The organism is Pantoea sp. X-Soil-TKNS-1280, from assembly GCF_059730475.1.
On sequence record NZ_AP035966.1, the window covers coordinates 207042 to 230106 of the forward strand.

Consider the following 23065-nt stretch of genomic DNA (forward strand, 5'->3'; position numbering starts at 1 on the left):
AACACCGGTAAGTGGCCCTGTTCCAGGCCCAGTCTGGGTTGGACAAGGAAAAAAATACTGGTGAAAATTTCTGCAACATGGCTTTTAAAATTAATAATTAAGAAAACCTTAACCAACAAAAACTCACCCAGTCGGGCGGTTGCCGGAGGGGTCTCTGCCATTCTCCACGGAACGTCACAGCATCAATTGGATAAATAGCATCATCAAATTGTGACTACTCCGCACATTGTCCATTCAATACCATCTGCTGCCCCGGAACCGTTTTCCATCTCTCATAATTATTCAGGGATTGACTGGCAGGCGTTGTGATTGTGATTCGGGTAACAAAATGGCAGGTAAAAAAAAGCCAGGTGATTAACCTGGCCTTCTTCATCATTTGAGATGAGTTTTTAATTCTTCGGCTGCCTGGCGCAGTGCGGTTTTTACTGCCGGGACGTTACTCAGCGGATTCAGCAGACCGTAGTCATGAATCAGGCCGTTGTAACGTGTCACCGTGACATCCACTCCCGCTTCATCCAGTTTGCGGCCAAAGGCTTCGCCCTCGTCACGCAGCACATCCAGTTCCGCCGTCTGAATCAGTGTCGGCGGCAGTCCCTGCAACTGCTCACGGGTGGCACGCAGTGGTGAAGCCAGGATGCTGTTGCGATCCTTGTCACTGGTGGTGTAAGCATCCCAGAACCACTTCATCATATTGCGTGTCAGGAAGTAGCCATTTTCAAACTGGTTATATGAGGCAGTATCAAAATGTGCATCGGTAACTGGCCACAGCATCACGTCATAACGAATCTCCGGGGTATGCTGCTGTTTTGCCTGCAAGGCGACGGCAGCAACCATGTTGCCCCCTACGCTGTTGCCCACCAGCGCCAGACGTTTACCGTCAACGCCGATTTCATGACCATGCTCCGCCACCCAGCGGGTCGCCGCGTAAGCCTGGTTGATGGCTACCGGGAAATGCGCTTCCGGTGAGGGTGTATAGTTGACGAATACCGCTGCCGCACCGGATTCCACTACCAGGTCACGCACCAGGCGTTCATGAGTCGGGAAGTCTCCCAGTATCCAGCCACCACCGTGGAAGAACATAAATACCGGCAGCGTACCGTGCGCACCTTTTGGTTTAACGATGTTCAGCTTCAGCGGCTGGCCATTTACCTCAATGGTTTTTTCCGTTACATCAGCGGGCGGTAACACTGCACCTTTCTGCGCGCCAATCAGTACCTGACGGGCATCCTGCGGAGAAAGTTGTTCCATGGGTTTTCCACCACTGCTGTTCAGCGCGTTCAGAAATGCTTGTACATGACGTTCCGGCTGCGGCTCTCCCGCTACACTTCCTGCGGATACAGCGGCCAGTGCGATGGCTAAAAATGTCTGTTTAAATTTCATGGTGAACTCCCTTAAGTTTTTCGCTATTGTATCGTGCGCTATTTAAATGGTTGCGATGATTTGTCATCTGTTTGCTTCGGGGTTTAATGTATATAGCGCACTATCTAATAGCAATCTATTTGTTTTGGTGGGCTTACACCGTAACGCCTATCCAATTGATAAGTAACTATTTAGTGGTAACGAAATCGCATTTTTTGTTAAAAATCAACACCAGCCCGATGAAAATTTTGCGTTACCGCAGATAGGTTGCGCGATAACGCTCATGAAGGCAGAAGGTTTTGTGGAAGGCTGTCTGTCAATGCTTGATATAAGACTGGAAATGGACAACCAGCTTTAGAATGAGTATATCACACCCCACTTAGTGGGCTGTTTGTCCTGACGATAACACAGCAAACTATGGGAAAAATCTGTCCTTTGCCTCAAGAAAAACTGCAAAAATCATGAGGAAAGAATAGCAAACCATACAGATTATTAATAAACCTTTGAAGACCGGCAACCAAGACATTAATTTGATAGTGTCATTATCCGGGAAGGTGTATACATCGCTGGTTTTCTCAACAAACAGAATGTTCTTCCTGTTCTTTAGTCGAAGGAAGAAGTAAGTCATAAGTGGTGCGCCAAAAAAACCTACCATACTGCTAAAAGAGTATGGAGCAGGAAACGTATATTTCCTTTGGAAGCGATTCAACAATTCGTAGTACCTGGGTCTGTTAATTGCATACCAGATGATTGAGGCGATAAAAGTCAGACTGGCAACAATGATAATGCCGATTACAAAAATTTTCATTTGCTGTCAGATGTCCAGGTATTTGTATATTGAATCCATAAACAAGTCAGCTGCGGAACCTCCAGCTAAACCTCCCGCAACAGAACCAACTGCGGCACAGGCGACACCACCGACACCGGCTGTTGCAATACCGATTCCGGTACATATTCCTATACCAGCAATAGAACCCAGGACACCACCGCCAACGCCACCGGCTGTTGAAGCAATAAACGAAGTGTATTTTTTGAATGCCACTCTTTCGCATTCATTCTCACGGCCTGTTGTGCAGCTATTGACCACTTCATTTGTTGTGTTAGCAAAAGAAAAGCCAATCCCAATGAATCCGCCGTATTTCAGGAAACGTGCTGCTTTTGCAGCATTACCAACAAAATTCGAGTATCCCGGTATTCCACCGATACCAACAGTTGACCACTCATGAACGATCGAGCGGCTTGAAAGGTTTAGTACTCTACGCATATCTTCGCAAGGCCGAAGTTTAAGAGCATAACGGTTTAGAGACTTGAGAAGGGGTTTATTTACCAGTTCTTTCAGTTGGTTCAATAGCTGATTACGCTCCACAAAAAATTGCTGACTTATAAGGGTGCCTTGTGTCGGAATTGATTTTGGTAACTGCTCTCGATTTTCTTCAGGGTCTGTTCTATAGAGGAATAGTATTTTTCGCCTGCATCTCCTACAGTACCGAAAATCTTGTCCCCTGCACCTGTTGTGCCAGCTATCATCCCGTAATACTTCTGCATGAAACCGGCTTCTTCTGTGCTGACTCCGTTCAGGGCCAGGTTTGTTTTTATCTTAGCTTGCCGTAGTACTGACAGTACCTGCATAGTCATTGGTGCTGGCGTATCAGGATCGGCGACAATCAATATCTGTCCAGGCTTCAGCCAAGGTGTGTCAGCATTCATTTTCATAAACGTCTGAGCTGCTGGAGTGCGGGTATCTTTGAACAGTTCCCTTGCCTGATAATCAAGTCCGCCAGGACGCTCAACTATACAATATCCGGGGGCAATATTACGTGCCATGCATCCATTCTCCGTCGGTTGTAGTCTGTAAGGCAGTACCGCAGTTGCTCCCATGCTCCAAAATTTCTAATTAATAGTAAAAAATTCTCCTGCGTTTCGCAAAAAGTGTTGTCGTCCATCGCGAGTCGTCACGTAGACACGCAGCTTAAACATTGCTCCCTTCCTCACCGAACCATCCCCATCAACGCAACTGCGCTGGAGATGATCCAAACCGGTGCTTGAAACGCTCGGCAAAGCGGGAGACAGATCGGTAGCCGCAGGCATCGGCCACCTGGGTGAGATTCCAGTGCGTGGTCTGGATCAGCATCAGTGCATGGTGCATACGGATATCCAGCAGCAGCTGCTCGAACCTGACGCCTTCCTGCCGGAGCCGACGGCGTAGTGTGGACTCACTCATCGCCAGTGCGTCACCTGCCAGGCGGGCGGTCCAGTTTCGTTCCGGCGCGTCACGTAACAGGTTGCTCAGGCGGGGAAAAATTCCCTGCCGCTGTGGTAGCGCAAAGCGCAGCTGCTGTTCTGCTAACACCAGCAGCAGGTCAAAGATTTTCAGCCGTATGCGATCATCACTGACCCGGGGATCCTCAAGGGCCACCAGCAGATGATGCAATGAATCATCGAGGCTCGCGTTAATTTCAACTGTGCTGAGCTGGGGATTTTTTTTAACTGCGGAAAGCGGTTCCTGAAAATGCTGGTAAAAGTTTTCCAGCACATCCGGGCTGATATTAATAAACAGCGAGCGAAATGGCGTATGTCGGTCAGCGGGATACTTTATATAATCGATATCCACACCCTGGTCGATAAATCCGAGCATTGCTGGCGAGTGGAGCGTATGACGCCTTCCGGCACAGGTTATGTCAATCCTGCCTGATAAAACCACCAGCAGGGTGGGTTCAAAAAAGACAAACGAACTCGCCTTCTGTTCAATCTTCAGCCTCGGCCAGGCAACCGAAATCAGGTTATCCCGGCTGAGGCTGTGGCCGGACAGTCCAGACCAGAAGAAATGCTCCTCTGCCGCCAACAATGCACTTTCTCTGGTCATGGTTTTCTGCCGCTCAGATCAGATCAAATTTTAACGTCGGGGTTAAGGGTATACAGCCCGGTCAGGCTCGCTTTCGCCAGAACATTACTGTTCTCAACTGCGCGACGGATATTAGCACCGCTCAGTTCCCCTTCCACTGCTAATGACGGCTCGGACAGGGCGTATAAGGTAAATACATAATGGTGAACAATCTCGTCATTCCACGGCGGGCAAGGGCCATCGTAGCCATAATAAGTCCCGCCCATGGCCTCGTCACCGGCAAACCACGCGGTGTAATCATTGATGCCATGCTTCAGACCTGCTGGCGCATCCGGGCCAGGTTTCCCTTTGGCTGTGATGCCGTTCGATTGTGAACCTTCGGCAATTTCCTGCTGTGTCGCCGGAATATCAAACAGTGACCAGTGATAGAAATCCGTACGCGGCAGCGAAGCCGGGACCACTTTACCTTCCTGGTTCACGTTTTCCCCGCTGGTTGGCACATCGTAGTCATGGCAGATCAGAACCAGTGACTGCGTACCCGCAGGCAAATCTGACCAACCGAAATGCGGGTTCAGGTTGTCAGATAACCGAACATGGCTGGCTGCGTCATACACCGCAAAGCTGTTCTTACCGGGAATGACTTCTCCGTCGTTGAAGCTGTGGCTGAATAATTTCATTCTCTTCTCTCATCTGTGTGCGGATTGAACGATAAATAAAAAACGCCAGCCTGATTATAGGCGGCTTCGTCCATTGAGAACGTCCTTATCCAGTCAGATTTACTACCATAACCATCATTTTGACCGGATTGCGCATACGAGGGCCATAACCACGGCAACCGGAACGATACATTTATCGCAGCTACGCGCCATACAGCGCTTTTTGTTGCGGTAGGAGCATATACTGGCGAATGCCCCCGTCAGGAACAATAAATCGCCCATGATGTGGCTGGGTCTGCTTCTCCAGCCAGTTACAGCGGGTCTGGGAAAGAGTCCGGCATACCTCTTATCCGGCTAAAAATCTGCGGCTGATAAGCCTGCTGCGCCAGCCCGATTGCCCCAGAATAAAAGGTCCCTCCACTTTTATGCGCTTTATGTGGCATGTGAAGCAGGACGAAGGGTCTCAACTCTGAGTCGGGCGATCCGGGATCGCCAGAGCCTCTTCTCATTCTGCCGGGGACGGTAATAATGCGTTGCTGGAGATGGTGTTAGATATGGAGGCCTCCCCCCTGCAGGTACAAGCCAGCCGCTGCCTGCCTTTGCCACCCTCCGCGCGGATAACAAATGATTGCGCCTGACAGAAAGCAAAAGAACCATCACCCTGGGGTGATGGTTCTTTTTATGCGGGATAAATGTAGCTTATCGACGATCGAGTGAGAAGCGGCCCGGACCGATCAGCGCCAGCAACAGCAGACCACCAATAATGCTGATATTTTTATAGAAGTTGATCATGTTGGCATACTGATCCATACCCGTCATGTGCCAGTACGGGTGACCGATAAAGGAGGTGACCAGCGTGTACACGGCCATCAGCAGCGCCAGCGGACGAGTAAAAAAGCCCAGCGCAATCAGCACACCAAAACCAAACTCAGCAATCACTGCTACCGCTGCGGCGACAGAAGGAAGCGGCAGTCCCAGACTTTGCATATAACCAGCGGTATAACCGAAAGCGGTCAGTTTCTGCCAGCCAAAAATAATGAACAGCACCATCAGAGCAACACGCGCAATCAGAATGATGGTGTCACGATAGTTATCCAGTGAAATGTAACGCATATCAGTTTTCCTTGAAAAAATTAAAATAAAATCAGTTTTTAGTTTAGATACAAAACAGACGCCGGTAATAAGCTTTATAACGTGGGCTGCATTTGATAAAGCAAGATTACTCGTAAACCAATCCATTGCACAATTCACATTTTTGCATTTAAGTTTATCGGTTTAGTTGACAATAACCACTCTGTAATCTTTGTTTAACGCCACAACATGAAAGGGAATTCCTATGCAAACAGCTTCCGTTTCTTCAACACCGCTACGTCTCCTGCTCCAGACAGCATCATCCGCCCCTGCCCGGACCTGGCATCTGGCCTCAGACATCCATAGCGTGCAACAAAATCCGCAGAATCTGAGTTCTTCCCGGCGTAACAAAAAAAGTAAACCTGATCCCACAGAAAATCCCTGCTTAAACGCTCTCAGAAACGATTTTGATACCTGGTGGCAAAAGGTGTCTGACAAAGCCAGTCTCGGCAGCCGTCTTGAGATGCTGCTGTGGCAGTTTAAGCCCGAAGATATAAAGAGAATAAAACCCAATGATTTACATAATATTTTTAAGGATAAGAAAATAGCGGTGAGCGCCACCACCGTAGAGAACGCGCTGAAGACCGCCAATGCCTTTATTTCACACGAAGATCGCCTGAAGGTTAAAACGCTCTGGGACCAGAACAAAAATGAACCTGACAGGATTGTACGACTGAGGCCGTTGTTGCGCCTGAACCTTTCGCGGAACCAGATTCGACGCGCCTTGCTGGAAATGCCAGATAACCCGATTAATGTCGATATCACCACCCTGAAGCAGGCCATCTGGACCTCAGAATCCAATGCCAGCCCTGAGGAAGTGGCATGGGCCAGGAGAATGCTTAAGCACAATCCTCCCGGGAAAAATGTGATAGCCTGGCTGGTTGATATCCAGCGACAGCCAGATTATCAGGAACGCGGTTCGGGGAGATTGCATTGTGCGTTAGTCACTGCCGGCCTGTCGGTGAAGGTCCAGACAGTGGCACAAGCCACAACGTTATTCAGGACCCGGAACACCGTTAAGCAGCAGGAATGGTTCAAAAAAAACTGGCCAGCTCTCGCTGTTCGCAAAATATCCATGCGAAAGAAAGTGGATATGCTGCTGAAACGGCAAGGACGCCCCGAGATAACCACCTCGCAGTTGTGGCGTCTTTTCCATGATGCAAAGATGAGTATCAGTTACTCTGTCGCCTATAAATCGCTTATTGCTGCTACCGGAGTGCAGCCAACATCAGAGCAAAAACAGACAGTTAAGCAACTGTGGCATAAGATTGACCCGCAAACCAGAATGAGCCGGTTAAAACGGCTGGGTAAACTTTTACGCGACCCCGAAGGATCAACGCTCTCTCCGCAGCTGATTCAGGACGCTCTCAACGATCCGCACTATACCATCACCAATGTCATGCTGGAGTACGTCCAGGCGGCGCTCAATGCTGATATATCATCTGCCGAGCTGGCATGGATAAAGAGTCTCCGGCCTGGAATCAACCTGAAAGCCAAACGAAGAGAGCAGTTAAGGCAGCTTCAAGCCATACTGAAACATGAGCAATGCCCGGAGAATGTAACGCTGTCAAAACTGCTACGCTTACTGTGGGAAATTGATGAGGATGTCACTCCCGGTATGATCATGGCGGCGTTGAAAAATATCAAACTCCAGTCCAGGGGTGATACACATAGCGCCTTTTTCCGGCAATTGCCCGCCCGAAACAAAGCGTTGCCGGACGCCATGGATACTGATGAAGACGTTTCCGGCGCTTACTTCCTCCCCAATCCTCCTGCGCTACCGGCCCCGGAAATCGCACCGGTGCTGAACAACAAAGCCCCCCTGCCTCCCTTTGCGACATTGAAGAAAAGGAGGTTCTGACACGGAATTCTCATGTTTAGTTTAACCACAATATCACCGTCGTTTACCGCTACCCCACCAGCAGCAGACCCGGCCACCATCAGGCCGGGTCAATTCACAGCCAGCATCGCCAGCGTTAAACAAAGTCATCATGACTTCGGCCAGAAACGAGGAACCACAGCGCTACACGCACTGAAAACGCAATATAAAACACACTGGAAAGAGATTTCTGCCACCGGCAGTCATATTAATCAGGTGGAGCAGCTGTTACTCAAGCTCAGCGCTAAACAGGTTCATCAGCTGAGCGCAAAGGGGGCCTGGCAGTTTCTGCAAAGTAAGATAAACGTGGGATTGCCCACCGTGGAAAGCGCGCTGACGGTCCTCAGGTCTCATGTTTCCAGAGAACATCAGGCGCTGATCAAATCAACCTGGGAAAAGCTGCATTGTCAGAACGATAAAATCGACAAGTATTCATTAGCCATGCGTCTGCAACGGGAATTGAGTCATCTGGCACTTCGCCCGGCACAGTTTCGTCGTGCTCTGCTTGGCACAGATGATATCCCGGATGTCACCATATTGAGCCAGGCCTCCGTCGCGTTACATACTGATATCAAAGAAGAAGAGGTGGAGTGGTTAAAGAAAAGCCTCGAAGACCTCCGCTGGCAATACAGTAACCAGATGGACCTGCTGGTAGCACTACAGTGTCAACCCGATTACCGTGAGATGACGGCAATGAAGTTTTATGTTGCGCTGGAGCTGGCGGGAGAGAGAGTGAGCCTGCCACTGGTGAAGCTGTCGCAGTCGGCCTTTAAAGCAAAACCGACGCAGGAACAACAGCAATGGTTTGACCGTAACTGGGCCAACGTCACCGAAGGGATAAAACAGGAAAAGTTGATAAGTCTGCTATGCCAGGAGTGCGCACCAGAAATAGCCGTGGCTGAACTTTGGCGTCTGCTGTTTAATGCCGGAGCGAGTATGAGCATATCTCTGGTGCGCAATGCACTGAAGTTTTCCGTTCATCTGGTTGAGATGGTGCAGACTCACTGGCGCATGGTTTGCACAGTCGGCAACATGACACAACTGAAACAACTCGGCATGCTGCTTTTCAGCCTGAAAAACTCCACTATCAGACCCGCCCAGGCGTTGTCCGCCCTGAAGATAGCGGGTCTTCCTGCGGCAGATCCTGAGTTAAGGGGATTGTGCCTGTCTGCCTACAAATCAATCCTGTTAACAGACGAACTCAACTGGATCCAGCGAGTCTGGCCGCCCTTATCCATTCTGGATGTGCCTCAGGAACAGCAGTTGCAATTGCTGCGCCAGCAGGGATGTCCGAAGGGAATGACGGCGGCCAGACTGCTGCGGCTGCTGTGGGAAATCGGTGAGGACATCAGTTTCCACGCCCTGAGTGCCGCTTATGGCAATCCGAACACGGGCTCCCCATAAAATCAGCTGGCTGCCAGTTCTCCGGGCTGACGCGCCACCCGGGTCAGCCGTTCTCCACCCGCAGCCGTCACCCGCACCGTTTCACTGAACGCCATGCCCTGGGCAGACAAGTACATATGGAACACCATATCGGCTTCCAGCTGCCAGCATGCCCCGGGATGAAACGCGCCAGAGAAATCACTCGGGCGTGGTGTGCGGGTGTACAGCCCCAGCGTATAACCGGTGACATTGGTGAAGGCGGAGCGTAATCCACTGCTGAGCAACGCCACCCGCGCCAGTGCATCCACCTCATTTGCCAACATCCCCGGTTTCATCGCCGCGATTTGCCGGTCCTGAATCGCCAGTAATTGCTGCGCCAGCACCTGCTGTGCGTCGCTGACCTTCCCCACCACAAACGGCCGCATCACGCGTGCGCTGTAATGATTCACTTTCGGGATCAGCTCCACATGCAAAATATCGCCACGTTGCAGACGTTGCTCGTGGCTGCTGGCATGCAGAAAACCGCTGTCACCGCTGGCAATAACAATCGGTCCGGTTTCCCCGCTATCCGCGCCCTGCTCAAGAAAATGACGGGCCGCCAGCGCGGCAACGTCACGCACGCGCCAGCCAGCGGTCACTGCGCTGCCTATCTGCTGCAGAGTAAAGTCGGCAATGGCGGCGGCGTGGCGCAGAGTATTCAACTCTGAGGCACTTTTGACACTTCGTAGCCGATCGCTGATACCGGTCAGATCCCGCCACACCACACCCGGCAAATGGCGGGACAGCTGCTGCCAGCTGTGCACCGTCATGCCATAGGAGTAAAAATCAGCGCCGACTTTGGCCGTGGCAAAACCGCGCTGTGTCAGGCTGTCTGCCACGGTTTGCCAGGGGTCGGCCCAGTCAGGATAGCTGACCACTGCTAACCCTGGTGATTGTGTGCGACAGGGCACCTCATCCAGCTGCCGCAGCACCATCCAGGGTTCGCCGGAGAGCGGGACCAGACAGGCGCGATACAGCGTTTCCGATACCGTGTAACCGGTCAGCCACGCCAGCATTTCGCCGTGGTCAATCAGCATCACTTCAGCGTCAGCTTGCTGCATGGCGGCGCGCAGGCGGGTCAATGCGTTCTGTCGCATGGTCAGGCCTCAACCGGTTGGCAGATTTCGATGATCGCCAGCAGGTAGATCCGCACCATATCGAGGAAGTCGCTGATCTCTACGCGTTCGTCCGGCATGGTGTTGTACTTGCCGCCAGGGCCACAGACAATGCCTTCCATCCCGGCATGCTGATAAAAATGCGCGGCATCGGTACCAAAAAATGCCGGTGGGGTGATGACGCCGGTGGGTTGCTGTGTACCCCGCACACGCTGCCAGCCATGATTCACGGCTTTGACAATCGCGGATTCCGGCGAGACTTCAAACGGCAGCATGGTCGGTTTATCCCGCGCACCATCGTCATACAGCTCAGCTTTCAGTCCCGGATAGCGGGCGCAGAGTTGATCCAGCAATGCCTGAAGGTCGGCCAGTACCCCCTGCACCGTTTGTCCCGGCGCAAAACGTGCAGAACCTTTCAGCCGCACAAAGTCCGCCACCTGTGGCGGTCGCCACTCTTCCAGCTCGCGGCCCAGTGCACCATGCATCGTGCCAATATGACCCCGGTTGACCTTCAGATGTTCTTCGCTTCTGGCACCGCTGAACGTCATGTTATTGATTTGAGGGATCAAATCCACCGCCGCCGCAATGGCATCCACCGCTTCTTCACGTTTGGAAAGATGACGGGTGTCACCGGTCAGTTCGATGGTGAACATCAGCGATCCGGCATGCATGGTTAGCGCCTGTAAATCGGTCGGCTCAGCGTTAATAAAGTAATCGGCGCGTACTCCCTGCTCTATCGCTGCCAGGGTACCAATACCGCCCTGCAACTCGCCCACCACGTAGGTAAGGATCACGTCACCTTTCAGCTTTACACCCGCATCAATCAGGGTTTTCAGGGCGCAGAAATAGGCGGCATCCCCGGCTTTCATGTTGGAAACACCGATGCCGTAAATAAACTGCTCGTCAATTTTTCCTGCCCAGGGGTCCACGGTCCAGCCTTCGGTCACCGGGTTGGTGTCGAGGTGACCGTTAAACAGCAGGCTGTGACCCCCGCCGCTACCGGGCAGACGACCAATAGCGTTGAAGCGATCGCCTGGCACTTTTTGCAGTTCAGACTCCAGCCCCAGTTCGCTCATCTGCGCTGCCATATAACGGGCTAACTCACGTTCACCGTCTGTAGCGCTATAACTTTTGTGCTGCACCATTTTCGCCAGGAAACTCAGGCAATATTCACGATCAATATGATGGATCAAATCTTCAGGTTTCATTCAGAGTCTCTTCAGGCCACAGATTTAGAGGATTCAGGAACGTGAACCGCCTCAAGCAGTGCACGGGTATACGGATGCTGTGCCTGCTGCAACATGGCGTCGCCCGGCACCACATCCACCACATCACCGCGATACATCACCGCAACGCGGTGGGCTATCTGGCGGATCAGGTTGAGATCGTGGGTAATAAACAGGTAAGCGGTGCCATAGCGACGGCGCAGTTCCAGCAGCAGTTCGATAATGGTGGCCTGCACCGAGACATCGAGGGCCGCAGTGATTTCATCGCAGATCACCAGATCTGGCGGGCAGGCAAAGGCTCGCGCAATAGCAACGCGTTGCTTCTGGCCGCCGGATAAGGCGTGCGGGTAACGCGAGGCAAAATCGGCTGGCAAGCGGACTTCCTCCAGCAAGCGCGCCACCGCCTGCGCCTCGGTTTCCCCCTCCGGTAGTCCATATAAACGCAGCGGGCGGGCAATGATCTCGCCAATCGTCATGCGTGGATTGAGCGACGCATCCGGGTGCTGAAAAATCATCTGTACCCGGCGGCGATAATCTTTATCCATCTGTGCGCGACCATAGATGTCATAGCCGCAGAAGTCGATTGCCCCCTGAAACGGCACCAGGCCACTGATGGCGCGCGCCAGTGAAGACTTACCCGAACCCGATTCCCCGACTACGCCGAGGATCTCCCCCTGATGCACGGTCAGCGATACTGCATTGGCGGCGCGTGTGACATTGGCTTGCCGCTTCAGCAGACGATCAAGCAGCCCATGACGACCATAATCGATGGTGAGATCATTCAGGCACAGCAGCGGCTGGCTGCCGGGCGCATCATGCAGCAGACGCTGCTGCGGATTGGGAACCGCCTCAATCAGCCTGCGGGTGTACGCGTGTTGCGGCGCACTGAACAGGGTGCGGCTGTCAGCCTCTTCGATGATACGGCCCCGCTCCAGCACGCAAACCCGGTCGGCGACTTTCGCCACCAATGCCAGATCGTGGGAGATATATAAAGAAGCCACCCCGGTCTCTTCGCGCAGGCGTTCATACAGATCGAGGATCTGCGCCGAGCTGATCACATCCAGCGCCGTGGTTGGCTCATCAAAAATCAGGCAATCGGGCTGGCAGGCAAACGCCGTGGCGATCAGAATGCGCTGTTTCTCACCACCAGACACCTGATGCGGGTAACGCTTCATCATCTGCACCGGGTGCTTCAGCTCCACATCCCTGAGCAGCGACTCCCCCAGCTCCTGCGCTTCACGCGCCGACAGACCGCGATGACGCCGCAGCACTTCCGTGACCTGTTCCCCCAGCGTCAGCGTCGGGTTTAGCGAAGCGCTGGGATCCTGAAAAATCATGCCCAGTTTTGCGCCGCGCAGCGCCGCCAGCTGTGGCACAGGCAGGCTGAGCAGGCTTTGCCCCTGTAAACGGATATCGCCGTTACGTTCAAGCGCGTTGCTGGCGAGCCAGCGCATAATCGCCCATCCCAGCGTGGTTTTACCGGAACCGGACTCGCCCACCAGCCCCAGCACTTCACCCGGCATCACCTGGAAGCTGATCTCCCGCAGTACCGGCAGGGTATCTCCCCCCTGCAGGGCATAATCGAGGCTGTAATTATCCACCGCCAGCACCGGCGCGTTGTTCTGCGGGTTCATTAATGGTTCCTCGGATTGAGTACATCGCGCAGGCCATCGCCCAGCAGGTTAAAACCGATGGCGACCAGCGCGATCGCCAGGCCCGGGATCAGCATCATCCACGGTGCATTAAAGAAGTAATCACGGGCTTCGGACACCATCAGCCCCCACTCTGGCTCCGGGGGTTGCGCGCCTAAACCGAGAAAACTCAGGGTGGCGAATAGCATGATGGCGAACGCCACGCGGATGGTGGCTTCGACGATGATCGGTGCAAGAATATTTGGCAGCATCTCGCGCAGAATGATGTAGTGCCCCGCTTCGCCACGCGCGATAGCGGCATTGATATAGTCCTGCTGACGTGCGGCCAGCGCCACACTGCGCGCGATACGCACCATGCCGGGCACAAAGGCGATGGTGATCGCCAGCACCGCATTCAGGCTGCTTTGCCCGAGGGTGCTGACAATCAGCAGCGCAAACAGCAGGCTGGGGATGGCCATCACCGCGTCCATGGTACGCATGGTGAATTCATCAATTTTGCCGCCCAGGTAGGCACTGGCGGTGCCCAGCACGGCACCGATCACCATCGCCAGCGCGGTCGCCAGCAAGGAAAGCAGAATGGTGGCGCGTGCCCCCACCAGCACACGGCTGAAAATATCGCGTCCCATCTGGTCGGTGCCGAACCAATGTTCTGCACCCGGTGGTTTATAGCGGCTGAGGATGGAGATAGCTTCCGGATCAAAGGGTGCGACGTGCGCCCCACCAATCACCATCAGCAATGCCACCAGCAGAATCAGTAATCCCGCCGCGCCCTGTGGCGAACGGATCAGGCGTTTCAGGATATCAGGCATAGGTAATCCGTTTATCAAGCATGACGTAGGCAACATCCGCGAGGAAGTTCACCACCGAATAGGTCGCGGCGAGGATCATCACCCCGGCCTGAATGGTTGGCAGATCACGCGCCTGCACCGCAACAATCAGCTCACGACCAATCCCCGGAATGGCGAAGATCTCCTCCACCACCACGATGCCCCCCAGCAGATACCCCACATCCAGTGCCACAATGGTGATAGTGGGCAGCAGGCCATTGCGCAATGCATGCCGCCACAGAATGCGACGACGCGATAACCCTTTCAGCCAGGCGGCGCGGATGTAATCGGTATGCAGCACATCAACCATTTCGGAACGCACCATCCGCGACACATGCGCCACGAGGATTAACGCCACCGTGACCGAAGGCAGGATCAGATGCTGCAGTCCACTGATAAAATTCTCCGAGAGCGGTACATAACCGGTGGCGGGCAGCACCTGCCAGACATCGGCAAACAGCAGCAACACCAGGGTGGCGGTGACAAACTCGGGGAACGAGATGCCCACATAGGAGAGCACGCTGACCAACACATCGGCGGTTTTACCGCGACGCACTGCCGCCCAGATACCCAGCGGAATGGCGATGATTAACATCAGCACCAGCGCACATACCGCCAGCAGCAGGGAACGCGACAACGCGGTAAGCAACGTCGGTCCGACGGCCAGCCCGTTGCGCATCGAGACGCCAAAGTCGCCGTGCACTGCGTGAGTCAGCCAGTGCCAGTATTGCAGCCAGGCCGGCGCATCCAGCCCGAGCCGGGCACGGACCGCCGCCAGTGCCTCCGGCGTCGCGTTTTGCCCCAGCAACGTGACGGCAGCATCAGCCGGGAGCAGCTGCGTGATACCAAAAACCAGCAGCGACACCACCAGCAGGGTGTAGATCATCAGGAGAAAGCGTTTCAGCAGATAACTTGCGGTCACGGGCGCTCCTTACACCGCACGCTTCGGTGCTTTGTCCGTCAGCCAGACGTGGTCCAGCCGGAACACCGCGCCGCGCGGATGCAGATGGTAACCGCCGACGTAGTCACGGCTGGCAGCCAGCAGATCAAAGAAGGTGGGGATCAGCGACGGCACTTCGTCATACATCAGCTGCTGCGCTTTGCCGTACAGACTGGTGCGTTGCGCCGCATCCGCCGTTTCGCGCGCGGCACTGACGGCCGCATCGAAGTCGGCATTGTTCCAGCGCGTTTCGTTCCACGCAGCGGTTGAGGTGTAGAGCAAAGAAAACACCGCATCCGGCGTCGGTTGCATATTGTAGAAACCGACATAAAAATTGCCCTTCTTCCACACCTGGTCGAGATAGGTGCTGTGCGCCATGGTCTGCACGTCAATGCGGAAACCGCCCGGTTTCGCCATTTCGCGCAGTGCGATCCCCAGCTGGGTACGGGTGGAGGGCTTGTCCGAGGCAATCAGTTTCAAATCCAGCCCGTTCGGGTAACCGGCCTCGGCCAGCAGCGCTTTGGCTTTAGTGTAATCCACCGCCTTTTTCGCCAGCTGGGCATAGTAAGGATAAGCGCTGTTGACCGGGTTATCTTCGCCCGCGGTCCCCAGGCTGTTGGCGACAAAATCCACCGTTGCCTGACGATCCACACACAATGCCAGCGCCTGACGTACGCGCGGATCGTTAAAAGGTTTCTGATCGCAGCCCATGTTGATATTAAGGAACTGACCGGACGCCACGCGCAGCGGCTGGATCCCCGCCGATTTTGACAGGCGGCTAAATTCACTCGCCTGGGCCGACATCATCAGATCGGTATCACCGGCAATCAGCGCTGAACTTTCGGCGATGCCATCCGGATACACCATAACTTCAACGCCATCGATGTAAGGACGCTGCGGGTCGTAATAATGCGGGTTACGGGCGACCACAATTTTTCGTTCCGGATCGTACGACACCAGCTTAAAGGGACCGGCACCCACGGCTTCTTTATTCAGTCGGGTCAGATCGCCACTGGCAATGCTGGCCGGAATGATTTTGGCGTCGGGGTAAGCCAGCATCACCGGCAAGTCTGCATAGGGTGCGTCCGTTTCAATCACCACCGTGCTGGCATCGCTGGCGCTGACGGTTTTGATCGGACCAATATTGTGCTGCCCTGGCGAGGCATTTTTCGGGTCGAGGATCGCCTGTAAACTGGCGACCACATCGGCGGACGTCAGGGGCGTGCCATCGCTGAAACGCAGGTTTGGGCGCAGGGTGAAGGTCCATTGCTTCAGGTCGGCACTCGGCTGCCAGGACTGGGCGAGATCGGCCTCGGCCTTCATGTCCTGAGTCAGACGCGTCAGGCCGCTGTATAACAGCTCGGCCACCAGATATTCCGGATTAACCCGCGCCTGCTGCGGATTCAGCATGGTCACGGCCTGATCGACGCTGATACGCAGTACCCCACCCTTACGCGGCGTACCGCTCGCCGTGCTGCTGGCAACCGCTGCCGCCTGCGTGGAAAAGGACCAGGGCAGCAGCGCCGCGCCGGTCATGACGGTGGAACTGGCGAGAAACTGCCGGCGGTTTAACCCTTTCATTGCACACATCTTGTCTTCCTCACTGGTTTATTGGGGACCCTGGGGTGGCAAAAAATCATCGGCCAGATAGGCCAGAATGGACTGCGAAAGTGCGACTAAATCCGCCATCGTTGTGTATTCATCGGCGGCGTGAATGCGGTTATCCGGGCGGGCCAGGCCACCCAGCAAAATTTCCTGAATCCCGGCCTGCTGCACCCAACCCATATCGGAGCTGGTTGACGATCCCCAGGCGGCGAAATCATTTGCCTCAAAACCAAAGCCCTGACACAGCGCCGCCTGCCAGCGCGGCCAGTGCGGGCCACCGGGGTCAGACACCGGGGCCAGATGGCCAATCAGCTGGATGCTGACGTCGCGTGCGGGAGACTGCGCCATTGCCTGTTCCACGCAATCCACCAGCTCCTGCCATACGTCAGCAAACGCCTCTTCAGGGGCATAACGACGGTTAACCAGCAGTTCAAAACGTTCCGGAATGGTGGAGCCTTTGCTGCCACCGTGAGCAGCGGCCAGCGTCAGGCGTGAGGTGAGCGGTTTACCGGCAAAATGCGGCGGGGATGGCATGGCAGATTCACGAATTTCCACCTGCTGTTTCAGCTGGCTGAACGCGTTCATCAGCGGCAGCGCCGTTTCAATCGCATTGATGCCACCCACCGGATCGCCTGAATGAGCAGAACGGCCGGTGACGATGATTTTCAGATCAACGCTGCCAAAACATCCCGCCCAGATGCGCGGCACCGCGCCGCCGTTAAAACTCAGCATGTGACCAGCAAAACATTGCTGCTCCGCCAGATAGCGGATGCCAGGGTACAACCCTCCTTCCTCGTCGGTGCACAGCAGGAATACCGGGTTGAAGCGCAGCGGCAGATTGGCCCTGCGTGCCGCCCGCACCGCGGCCAGCGCCGCGACAATGGTACCTTTCATATCAGCGGCACCACGGCCAAACAATTTACCCTCCGCTTCGGTCAGGGCCAGTGGCGGAAAGCGCCAGCCATCACCGGCAGGAACGGTATCGACGTGGAAGTAGAGATTGCAATTCTCCGCAGCCCCGGCCTCAAGGGAGGCGATCAGATTCACCCGCTCACCCTGCGCGCTACCATCCGGGGCCTGCCAGAGCGACTCCGGTACCGTCACACGCTCAAAGTGGAAGTCTAGCGGCGTCAGCAGCCGGGTCATCAGGTCGGCAAACGCAGGATAGCCGTTGCCTGGCGGGAAACAGGTATCTACCGCCAGCATCCGTTGCAGGTCATCAAGCATGGAAGCATCGTCACTGGCGATGGCCGCTAACGCCGTCTGTAGTGGTGTCGGTTTGGTCATTTTTGCCGCTTATCTTGTATTTCTATATAGTTTATAGATAATGCAAATATCGCGTGGCGGTCAACCGGAAATCCGAACTATGCAAAAAAAGAATGACGAACAGGATGTGCGCAGTTTCGGTCGTCTGAGTGATGGCGAAGGCGCTCCCCTGTATGAAGTGGTGAAACGCCATATCAGTGAGTCGATCCTGCAGGGCGAGTTAATACCGGGTACAGTTTTACCCAGTGAAAACAGCCTGGCAGCTGACTTTGGTGTCTCGGTCGGTACCATCCGTAAGGCACTGGCAGCACTGACCAGCGAAGGGATGCTGATGCGGCGACGTAAAACCGGCACGGTAGTGACCGGCTGGGCGCCGCTCCATAACCTGAGCCACTTTTTCCAGTATTTTCGTCTGCACGATAAACAGGGTGGATTGTTGCAATCCCAGACGTCGTTGCTGGATTACCAGCGCGATGTGGCAAATGAGACCGAGGCCAGAAAGTTACAGATCGCCGCAGGAGATGAGGTTTACCGGCTGAAGCGCCTGCGTCGGATTAATGGATGCGCTGCAATGCATGAGACGTTGATTTTGCCGGCCGCACGCCTGCCTGATTTCCCCGGACCGGAGGCGTTCCCTGCCCTGCTGTATCGCTACTTATTTGAACGCTATGACATCCGCGTGGCAGCGGTGCGCGAACAGATCACCGCCAGCCTGGCAACGGAGGAAGATGCCCACCTGCTTGAGGTCGCGATGCCCCATGCGGTGATGGTGATTGATGAGGTGTCTTACGACCAAAGCGCCGTGCCGGTGATCCTTGCACATCATCGCTTTAACACCGAGCATTTTATGTATGTGAATGAAATCCGGTGAGAATGCCTGTGACTCTCATGGGATTTAAGGAAGTTGCTGGTTTTATCGTCGCGTGATTTCCGATAAAAGCATGGCGTTCTGCTCAAACGCTTTTATCGGAAGGATACCGAATGAAGAAAAAAAACACCTCAACCCCTCATGATGCTGTATTCAGGACTTTCCTTTCACATCCGCAAACTGCACGGGATTTTATGTCGCTGCATTTGCCGCCACCCCTGTTGAAAATATGTGATTTGACCACGCTTAAACTTGAGTCCGGTAGCTTTGTCGAGGATGATCTGAGGCCCTACTATAGCGATGTGCTTTATTCCCTCCGGACTGGTCGTGGCGATGGCTACATCCACGTATTGATTGAGCATCAAAGCAGTCCCGATAAGTTTATGGCTTTTCGTCTTATGCGTTACGCCATCGCCGCCATGCAACGACATCTGGATGCCGGACATAAAAAATTACCGCTGGTTATCCCCGTCCTGTTTTACCAGGGAAAACGCAGCCCCTACCCTTATCCATTAAACTGGCTGAGATTGTTCAGTGAGTCTGACCTGGCTGCGGAGCTTTACAATGCTGATTTTCCGTTGGTGGATGTTACGGTTATTCCCGACGAGGAAATTATGCAGCATCGCAGCATGGCGGCGCTGACCCTGCTGCAAAAACACATTCGCCAGCGTGATTTAACGGACCTTATTGACCAACTGAGCACCCTGATCATGGATGAATTTATGACCAGACAACAATTACGGGCACTGGTAAACTACATTTTGCAGGCTGGTGAGACACCCGATGCCAGGAAATTTATTCACAGCTTAGCCGGGCGAGTGCCACAACATGAGGATGAACTAATGACAATCGCACAACAACTGCAAAAGATTGGTCGTCAGGAAGGGCTTGCGGAGGGTGACCGCCTGGCTCGTCTTGATGTCGCCAGAAATCTGCTGGAAATGGGATTTGACGGGGCCTCTGTCATGAAAATGACGACATTAACTGAAGAAGATCTCAAAGAAATCGAACATCAAGCTAACTAACGCATGATGTGTCATCCGCAGTAATCGCTGCCATTTGTGATGAGTCGCCAGTTCAGCCACTAAAGCGTGTCATCTCGCCTCAGTGGCCCCGTCCCGCAGACAACTCTGCCATTTATTTCCACAACTTATGTGCAATGACCTGCAATTGCTGGGCGATATCCTGCAGGTTGATCCCCTGTTCCTGCACCCCTCCGGTGGAGTGACGGACGATAAGATTTGCCGGTAACACTGACGAACTGCGCGCCGCATCGCCGTGACCGCTGTCGAGCAGGCGGCGCACTGCTTCTTTCCCCTGCAAATCAAGATCCAGCGAAACGGTGGTCAGCGCCGGATGGAAGAACGAACTTTCATAGGTGCCGTCGTAGCCCACTACCGATTTCTCGCCCGGAATAGCGATCTGGTGTTGATGGAATGCGCTCAACACGCCGAGTGCCATCTGGTCATTACCCACCAGAACGGCGGAGAAATTCGGCGTTTCACGTAACATCTGTAACGCACCAGCGTAACCGCTCTGCGCATCCCAGGTGCCATGAAAGACCGTCACCGGTTTCAGTCCATAACTGTTGAGCGTGTCGATCCAGCTTTTCAGCCGCAGATTTGCCGACACCGACGATTCCGGCCCGGCCAGCAGCGCAATCTCCCGGTGGCCCAGTTCATAGAGATGTTTGACGCTGGCACGGGTCCCGTCTGCCGGGTTAAACGAAACGTTAAACACGGAACTGTAGGGATCAACATCAAGGAACAAGCAGACGATGCCATCGTTGTCAGAAGCGATACGCTGCGCCTCTTCGGTTTCCAGCGGCACGTTGATGATCACTTTTTCCACCAGTTGCGACTTCAGTTCGTTGATGGCGGATTGAATATCTTGATTGACGTTCTCATCAATCATGGAAATCAGCACCTGGTAACCCTCAAGGCTGGCGTAGCGTTTCACTGCCGCCGCCACCTGTGAAGGCGCATGTAGCGCCAGAGATGTCGTCACCAGACCGATGGTCTGGCTTTGCTTACCCACCAACTGCTGCGCCAGCCGGTTCGGCACATAACGCAATAACTCTATGGATTTCTCCACTTTTAAACGCGTGGTTTCGGATACATTGGCAGATTTGTTGAGTACCCTGGACACGGTCTGGTAGGAGACGCCCGCATGACGGGCTACGTCTTCCAGCGTTGCACTTTTAGACTTCATGGTCCGGTTCCTTATGTTGTTATGCGCCAAGTGTAACAGGGGCTACCGAAAAAAAGCTCACCACCCATTATTCCGCTTCATTCTCCCAGAATAAGTATGACGATCACAATACCTGACATTGTGAGGAAATTCGCCAGTGGTAACAAATATTGCTGATTTCTTTGCAGTTAATCACACATTCGCAATCGTTAGTTTGCCTGTTTTTACATTTAGGCATTTTATGACATGGCTTATGTGAACGTAATACAAAACAATAAGAGGAATAATATGAACACTACGCTACGCACACTAACCCTTGCGTTAGCCGTTGCGCTGACTTCACCTTCACTGCTGGCTGAAACCTCTGTACCTATCGACTTTCACGGCTACCTGCGCGGTGGTGTAGGTGTCTCCGGCGATGGTGGTCAGGTTGAGTGGCAAAAAAACAAGCTGGGGCGCCTGGGTAACGAATCCGATACCTACGGTGAACTGGAACTGGGCTCAGAAGTGTATAAAAAAGACGAGGTGAGTTTTTATCTCGACAGCATGGTCAGCATGGTTTCCGACGGTTCTAACGACAATGAAACCACCCTTGGTGACGACGCACAGTTCGGTTTGCGCCAGTTGAACCTGCAAATCAAAGGGCTGATCCCCAACGATCCCAATGCGGTGATCTGGGGCGGTAAACGTTACTACCAGCGCCACGATCTGCACATCATCGATACGAAATACTGGAACATCTCAGGTTCCGGCGCCGGGATTGAAAACTACACTTTTGGGCCAGGCGCGGTCTCGGTGGCCTGGATCCGTGGTGACGCCAATGACGTTGATTACCGCGTCGATAATGACAATGACGTCAACATCAACTATATCGACGTTCGCTATGCGGGCTGGAAGCCGTGGTCAGGTTCATGGACCGAGTTCGGCATTGACTACGCCATGCCAAATCCGACCAATAAACAGAAAGAGTACGGCGGATTATACGACGCAGACAACGGCGTGATGCTGACCAGCGAAATCAGCCAGGACATGTTTGGCGGCTACAACAAACTGGTGTTGCAATACGCTAACAAAGGGCTGGCACAGAACATGGTGTCGCAGGGCGGTGGCTGGTACGACATGTGGAACTATGTGAACGACGCCAGCGGGTACCGCGTGATCAACACCGGGTTGATTCCAATTACCGAAAAGTTCTCGATTAACCATGTGCTGACCTACGGTTCTGCCAATGACATTACAGAATATACCGACAAAACCCGTCTGATTTCACTGGTGGGCCGTGGGCAGTATCAGCTCACCAATTATGTGCGCCTGATCGGCGAAGTCGGTGGTTTCTACCAGAAAGACGACTATAAAAACGGCACTCACTACAAACAGGCCGGTGAAAAATACACCTTCGCGGTGGGATTGGCAGATGGTCCGGAATTTATGTCACGCCCTGAATTACGTGTTTTCGCGTCGTATTTAAATGATTCGGAAGATGGTAAACCCTTTGAAGACGAGACAAAAAATAATACGTGGAACTTTGGCGTACAGGTAGAAGCCTGGTGGTAAGCTACTGCTAATATATCACGCTACCGCTGCGAGATAACAAGAATGATGGCGAAAATTTAATTTATTGTACCTCGACATTTATCTCCCGGAACTGTTGGATGATTATCTGACAGAATTTATGTTGCCATTGCTTTCCTGTTGTCTATTTTGGGATACCCTAATGGGTATCCCTTTTTTTATTTATTCACGTGGAGAGAAATGTTCATCGAGTAATTTACGCAGCCCATCTGACTGTTTACCAAATATTGCATGCACCTGCTGGCCGAGAATAATCACACCCAGCGCCCCTTCATTTTGCAGTACCTGTGAATCCACAATAGACAGGTCTTTCACCGTCACACGTAAACGGGTCAGGCAGGCATCCACATTCTCAATATTCTCTGCGCCACCAAACGCCTGCGCCAGCCGTTGAATCAATTGCAGTTCAGCATCGCTAATGGGTACTGCCGCGGTATTTTTCGGTTCAGTGAAGTAGTGCAGGAAGGATTTAAGACTCACCATTATCGACTCCTGATTTTTGACAGATAAAAAAA

At 53.5% G+C, this 23065-nt stretch carries 18 protein-coding genes and 1 pseudogene; 5 read left to right on the forward strand and 14 right to left on the reverse strand.

Translation table 11 applies throughout. The annotated features are described in order from the left end of the window. Positions 1–372: 372 nt before the first annotated feature. The 5 genes and pseudogenes from AC6I8X_RS28205 to AC6I8X_RS28225 form a co-directional block, all read right to left on the reverse strand. The gene (locus AC6I8X_RS28205) at positions 373–1380 is read right to left on the reverse strand and encodes an alpha/beta hydrolase (RefSeq protein ID WP_497842000.1); all 1008 of its coding nucleotides are present in this window, start codon (positions 1378–1380) and stop codon (positions 373–375) included. A gap of 793 nt (positions 1381–2173) precedes the next feature. Next, positions 2174–3183, reverse strand: a pseudogene (locus tag AC6I8X_RS28210) (hypothetical protein). A gap of 181 nt (positions 3184–3364) precedes the next feature. Continuing rightward, positions 3365–4222, reverse strand: a complete 858-nt coding sequence (locus AC6I8X_RS28215) for an AraC family transcriptional regulator (protein WP_299456357.1) — start codon at positions 4220–4222, stop codon at positions 3365–3367. Positions 4223–4245: 23 nt separating this feature from the next. Continuing rightward, on the reverse strand, positions 4246–4878 hold the full coding sequence (locus AC6I8X_RS28220; protein WP_497842001.1) for a YbhB/YbcL family Raf kinase inhibitor-like protein: 633 nt from the start codon (positions 4876–4878) through the stop codon (positions 4246–4248). A gap of 678 nt (positions 4879–5556) precedes the next feature. Beyond that, on the reverse strand, positions 5557–5970 hold the full coding sequence (locus tag AC6I8X_RS28225; RefSeq protein WP_299456361.1) for a DoxX family protein: 414 nt from the start codon (positions 5968–5970) through the stop codon (positions 5557–5559). A gap of 223 nt (positions 5971–6193) precedes the next feature. On the opposite strand from AC6I8X_RS28225, the gene AC6I8X_RS28230 reads away from it, so the two are divergent. Then, positions 6194–7849, forward strand: coding sequence for a hypothetical protein (locus AC6I8X_RS28230; protein ID WP_497842002.1), 1656 nt, complete (start codon positions 6194–6196; stop codon positions 7847–7849). Between the two features lie 12 nt (positions 7850–7861). Continuing rightward, the gene (locus AC6I8X_RS28235) at positions 7862–9271 is read left to right on the forward strand and encodes a hypothetical protein (protein WP_497842003.1); all 1410 of its coding nucleotides are present in this window, start codon (positions 7862–7864) and stop codon (positions 9269–9271) included. Between the two features lie 2 nt (positions 9272–9273). Here AC6I8X_RS28235 and AC6I8X_RS28240 read toward each other — a convergent pair whose 3' ends face one another. From AC6I8X_RS28240 to AC6I8X_RS28270, 7 genes are read right to left on the reverse strand one after another with little or no spacing between them, the layout of a single operon-like run. Further along, positions 9274–10386 (reverse strand): M24 family metallopeptidase, encoded by a 1113-nt coding sequence (locus AC6I8X_RS28240; RefSeq protein ID WP_497842004.1) that lies wholly within the window; start codon positions 10384–10386, stop codon positions 9274–9276. 2 nt (positions 10387–10388) lie between these two features. Beyond that, on the reverse strand, positions 10389–11612 hold the full coding sequence (locus tag AC6I8X_RS28245) for a M20 family metallopeptidase (RefSeq protein WP_497842005.1): 1224 nt from the start codon (positions 11610–11612) through the stop codon (positions 10389–10391). An 11-nt stretch (positions 11613–11623) separates the two neighbouring features. After that, the gene (locus AC6I8X_RS28250) at positions 11624–13264 is read right to left on the reverse strand and encodes a dipeptide ABC transporter ATP-binding protein (RefSeq protein WP_313681712.1); all 1641 of its coding nucleotides are present in this window, start codon (positions 13262–13264) and stop codon (positions 11624–11626) included. After that, positions 13264–14091: an ABC transporter permease gene (locus AC6I8X_RS28255; RefSeq protein ID WP_084878719.1), complete on the reverse strand. Its 828-nt coding sequence runs from the start codon at positions 14089–14091 to the stop codon at positions 13264–13266. Before AC6I8X_RS28255 ends, AC6I8X_RS28250 begins: the two co-directional genes overlap by 1 nt. Further along, positions 14084–15031, reverse strand: coding sequence for an ABC transporter permease (locus AC6I8X_RS28260; RefSeq protein ID WP_299456370.1), 948 nt, complete (start codon positions 15029–15031; stop codon positions 14084–14086). The genes AC6I8X_RS28255 and AC6I8X_RS28260 overlap by 8 nt, the downstream gene beginning before the upstream one ends. Positions 15032–15040: 9 nt before the next feature. Then, positions 15041–16639, reverse strand: a complete 1599-nt coding sequence (locus AC6I8X_RS28265) for an ABC transporter substrate-binding protein (protein WP_497842006.1) — start codon at positions 16637–16639, stop codon at positions 15041–15043. An 18-nt stretch (positions 16640–16657) separates the two neighbouring features. Beyond that, positions 16658–17941 (reverse strand): M20 family metallopeptidase, encoded by a 1284-nt coding sequence (locus AC6I8X_RS28270; RefSeq protein ID WP_497842007.1) that lies wholly within the window; start codon positions 17939–17941, stop codon positions 16658–16660. A gap of 79 nt (positions 17942–18020) precedes the next feature. Between AC6I8X_RS28270 and AC6I8X_RS28275 the strand changes: the two genes are divergently transcribed. Both AC6I8X_RS28275 and AC6I8X_RS28280 read left to right on the forward strand, forming a co-directional pair. After that, positions 18021–18791, forward strand: a complete 771-nt coding sequence (locus AC6I8X_RS28275; protein ID WP_299456375.1) for a GntR family transcriptional regulator — start codon at positions 18021–18023, stop codon at positions 18789–18791. A 110-nt stretch (positions 18792–18901) separates the two neighbouring features. Next, complete coding sequence (locus AC6I8X_RS28280) at positions 18902–19813, forward strand: Rpn family recombination-promoting nuclease/putative transposase (protein ID WP_497842008.1); 912 nt, start codon at positions 18902–18904, stop codon at positions 19811–19813. Between the two features lie 112 nt (positions 19814–19925). On the opposite strand, the gene AC6I8X_RS28285 is transcribed toward AC6I8X_RS28280, so the two are convergent. After that, positions 19926–20999, reverse strand: a complete 1074-nt coding sequence (locus tag AC6I8X_RS28285; protein WP_299456377.1) for a LacI family DNA-binding transcriptional regulator — start codon at positions 20997–20999, stop codon at positions 19926–19928. 267 nt (positions 21000–21266) lie between these two features. On the opposite strand from AC6I8X_RS28285, the gene AC6I8X_RS28290 reads away from it, so the two are divergent. Next, positions 21267–22532, forward strand: a complete 1266-nt coding sequence (locus AC6I8X_RS28290) for a maltoporin (RefSeq protein ID WP_299456379.1) — start codon at positions 21267–21269, stop codon at positions 22530–22532. A gap of 180 nt (positions 22533–22712) precedes the next feature. Here AC6I8X_RS28290 and AC6I8X_RS28295 read toward each other — a convergent pair whose 3' ends face one another. Next, positions 22713–23033 (reverse strand): PTS sugar transporter subunit IIB, encoded by a 321-nt coding sequence (locus AC6I8X_RS28295; protein WP_299456381.1) that lies wholly within the window; start codon positions 23031–23033, stop codon positions 22713–22715. Positions 23034–23065: the final 32 nt, after the last annotated feature.

Coding starts and splice junctions, on each gene's coding strand:
- AC6I8X_RS28275 (WP_299456375.1), top strand. CDS start 18,021: ATGCAAAAAAAGAATGACGAACAGGATGTGCGCAGTTTCGGTCGTCTG.
- AC6I8X_RS28255 (WP_084878719.1), bottom strand. CDS start 14,091: ATGCCTGATATCCTGAAACGCCTGATCCGTTCGCCACAGGGCGCGGCG.
- AC6I8X_RS28285 (WP_299456377.1), bottom strand. CDS start 20,999: ATGAAGTCTAAAAGTGCAACGCTGGAAGACGTAGCCCGTCATGCGGGC.
- AC6I8X_RS28265 (WP_497842006.1), bottom strand. CDS start 16,639: ATGTGTGCAATGAAAGGGTTAAACCGCCGGCAGTTTCTCGCCAGTTCC.
- AC6I8X_RS28235 (WP_497842003.1), top strand. CDS start 7,862: ATGTTTAGTTTAACCACAATATCACCGTCGTTTACCGCTACCCCACCA.
- AC6I8X_RS28245 (WP_497842005.1), bottom strand. CDS start 11,612: ATGAAACCTGAAGATTTGATCCATCATATTGATCGTGAATATTGCCTG.
- AC6I8X_RS28225 (WP_299456361.1), bottom strand. CDS start 5,970: ATGCGTTACATTTCACTGGATAACTATCGTGACACCATCATTCTGATT.
- AC6I8X_RS28270 (WP_497842007.1), bottom strand. CDS start 17,941: ATGACCAAACCGACACCACTACAGACGGCGTTAGCGGCCATCGCCAGT.
- AC6I8X_RS28205 (WP_497842000.1), bottom strand. CDS start 1,380: ATGAAATTTAAACAGACATTTTTAGCCATCGCACTGGCCGCTGTATCC.
- AC6I8X_RS28215 (WP_299456357.1), bottom strand. CDS start 4,222: ATGACCAGAGAAAGTGCATTGTTGGCGGCAGAGGAGCATTTCTTCTGG.
- AC6I8X_RS28280 (WP_497842008.1), top strand. CDS start 18,902: ATGAAGAAAAAAAACACCTCAACCCCTCATGATGCTGTATTCAGGACT.
- AC6I8X_RS28240 (WP_497842004.1), bottom strand. CDS start 10,386: ATGCGACAGAACGCATTGACCCGCCTGCGCGCCGCCATGCAGCAAGCT.
- AC6I8X_RS28220 (WP_497842001.1), bottom strand. CDS start 4,878: ATGAAATTATTCAGCCACAGCTTCAACGACGGAGAAGTCATTCCCGGT.
- AC6I8X_RS28230 (WP_497842002.1), top strand. CDS start 6,194: ATGCAAACAGCTTCCGTTTCTTCAACACCGCTACGTCTCCTGCTCCAG.
- AC6I8X_RS28250 (WP_313681712.1), bottom strand. CDS start 13,264: ATGAACCCGCAGAACAACGCGCCGGTGCTGGCGGTGGATAATTACAGC.
- AC6I8X_RS28295 (WP_299456381.1), bottom strand. CDS start 23,033: ATGGTGAGTCTTAAATCCTTCCTGCACTACTTCACTGAACCGAAAAAT.
- AC6I8X_RS28290 (WP_299456379.1), top strand. CDS start 21,267: ATGAACACTACGCTACGCACACTAACCCTTGCGTTAGCCGTTGCGCTG.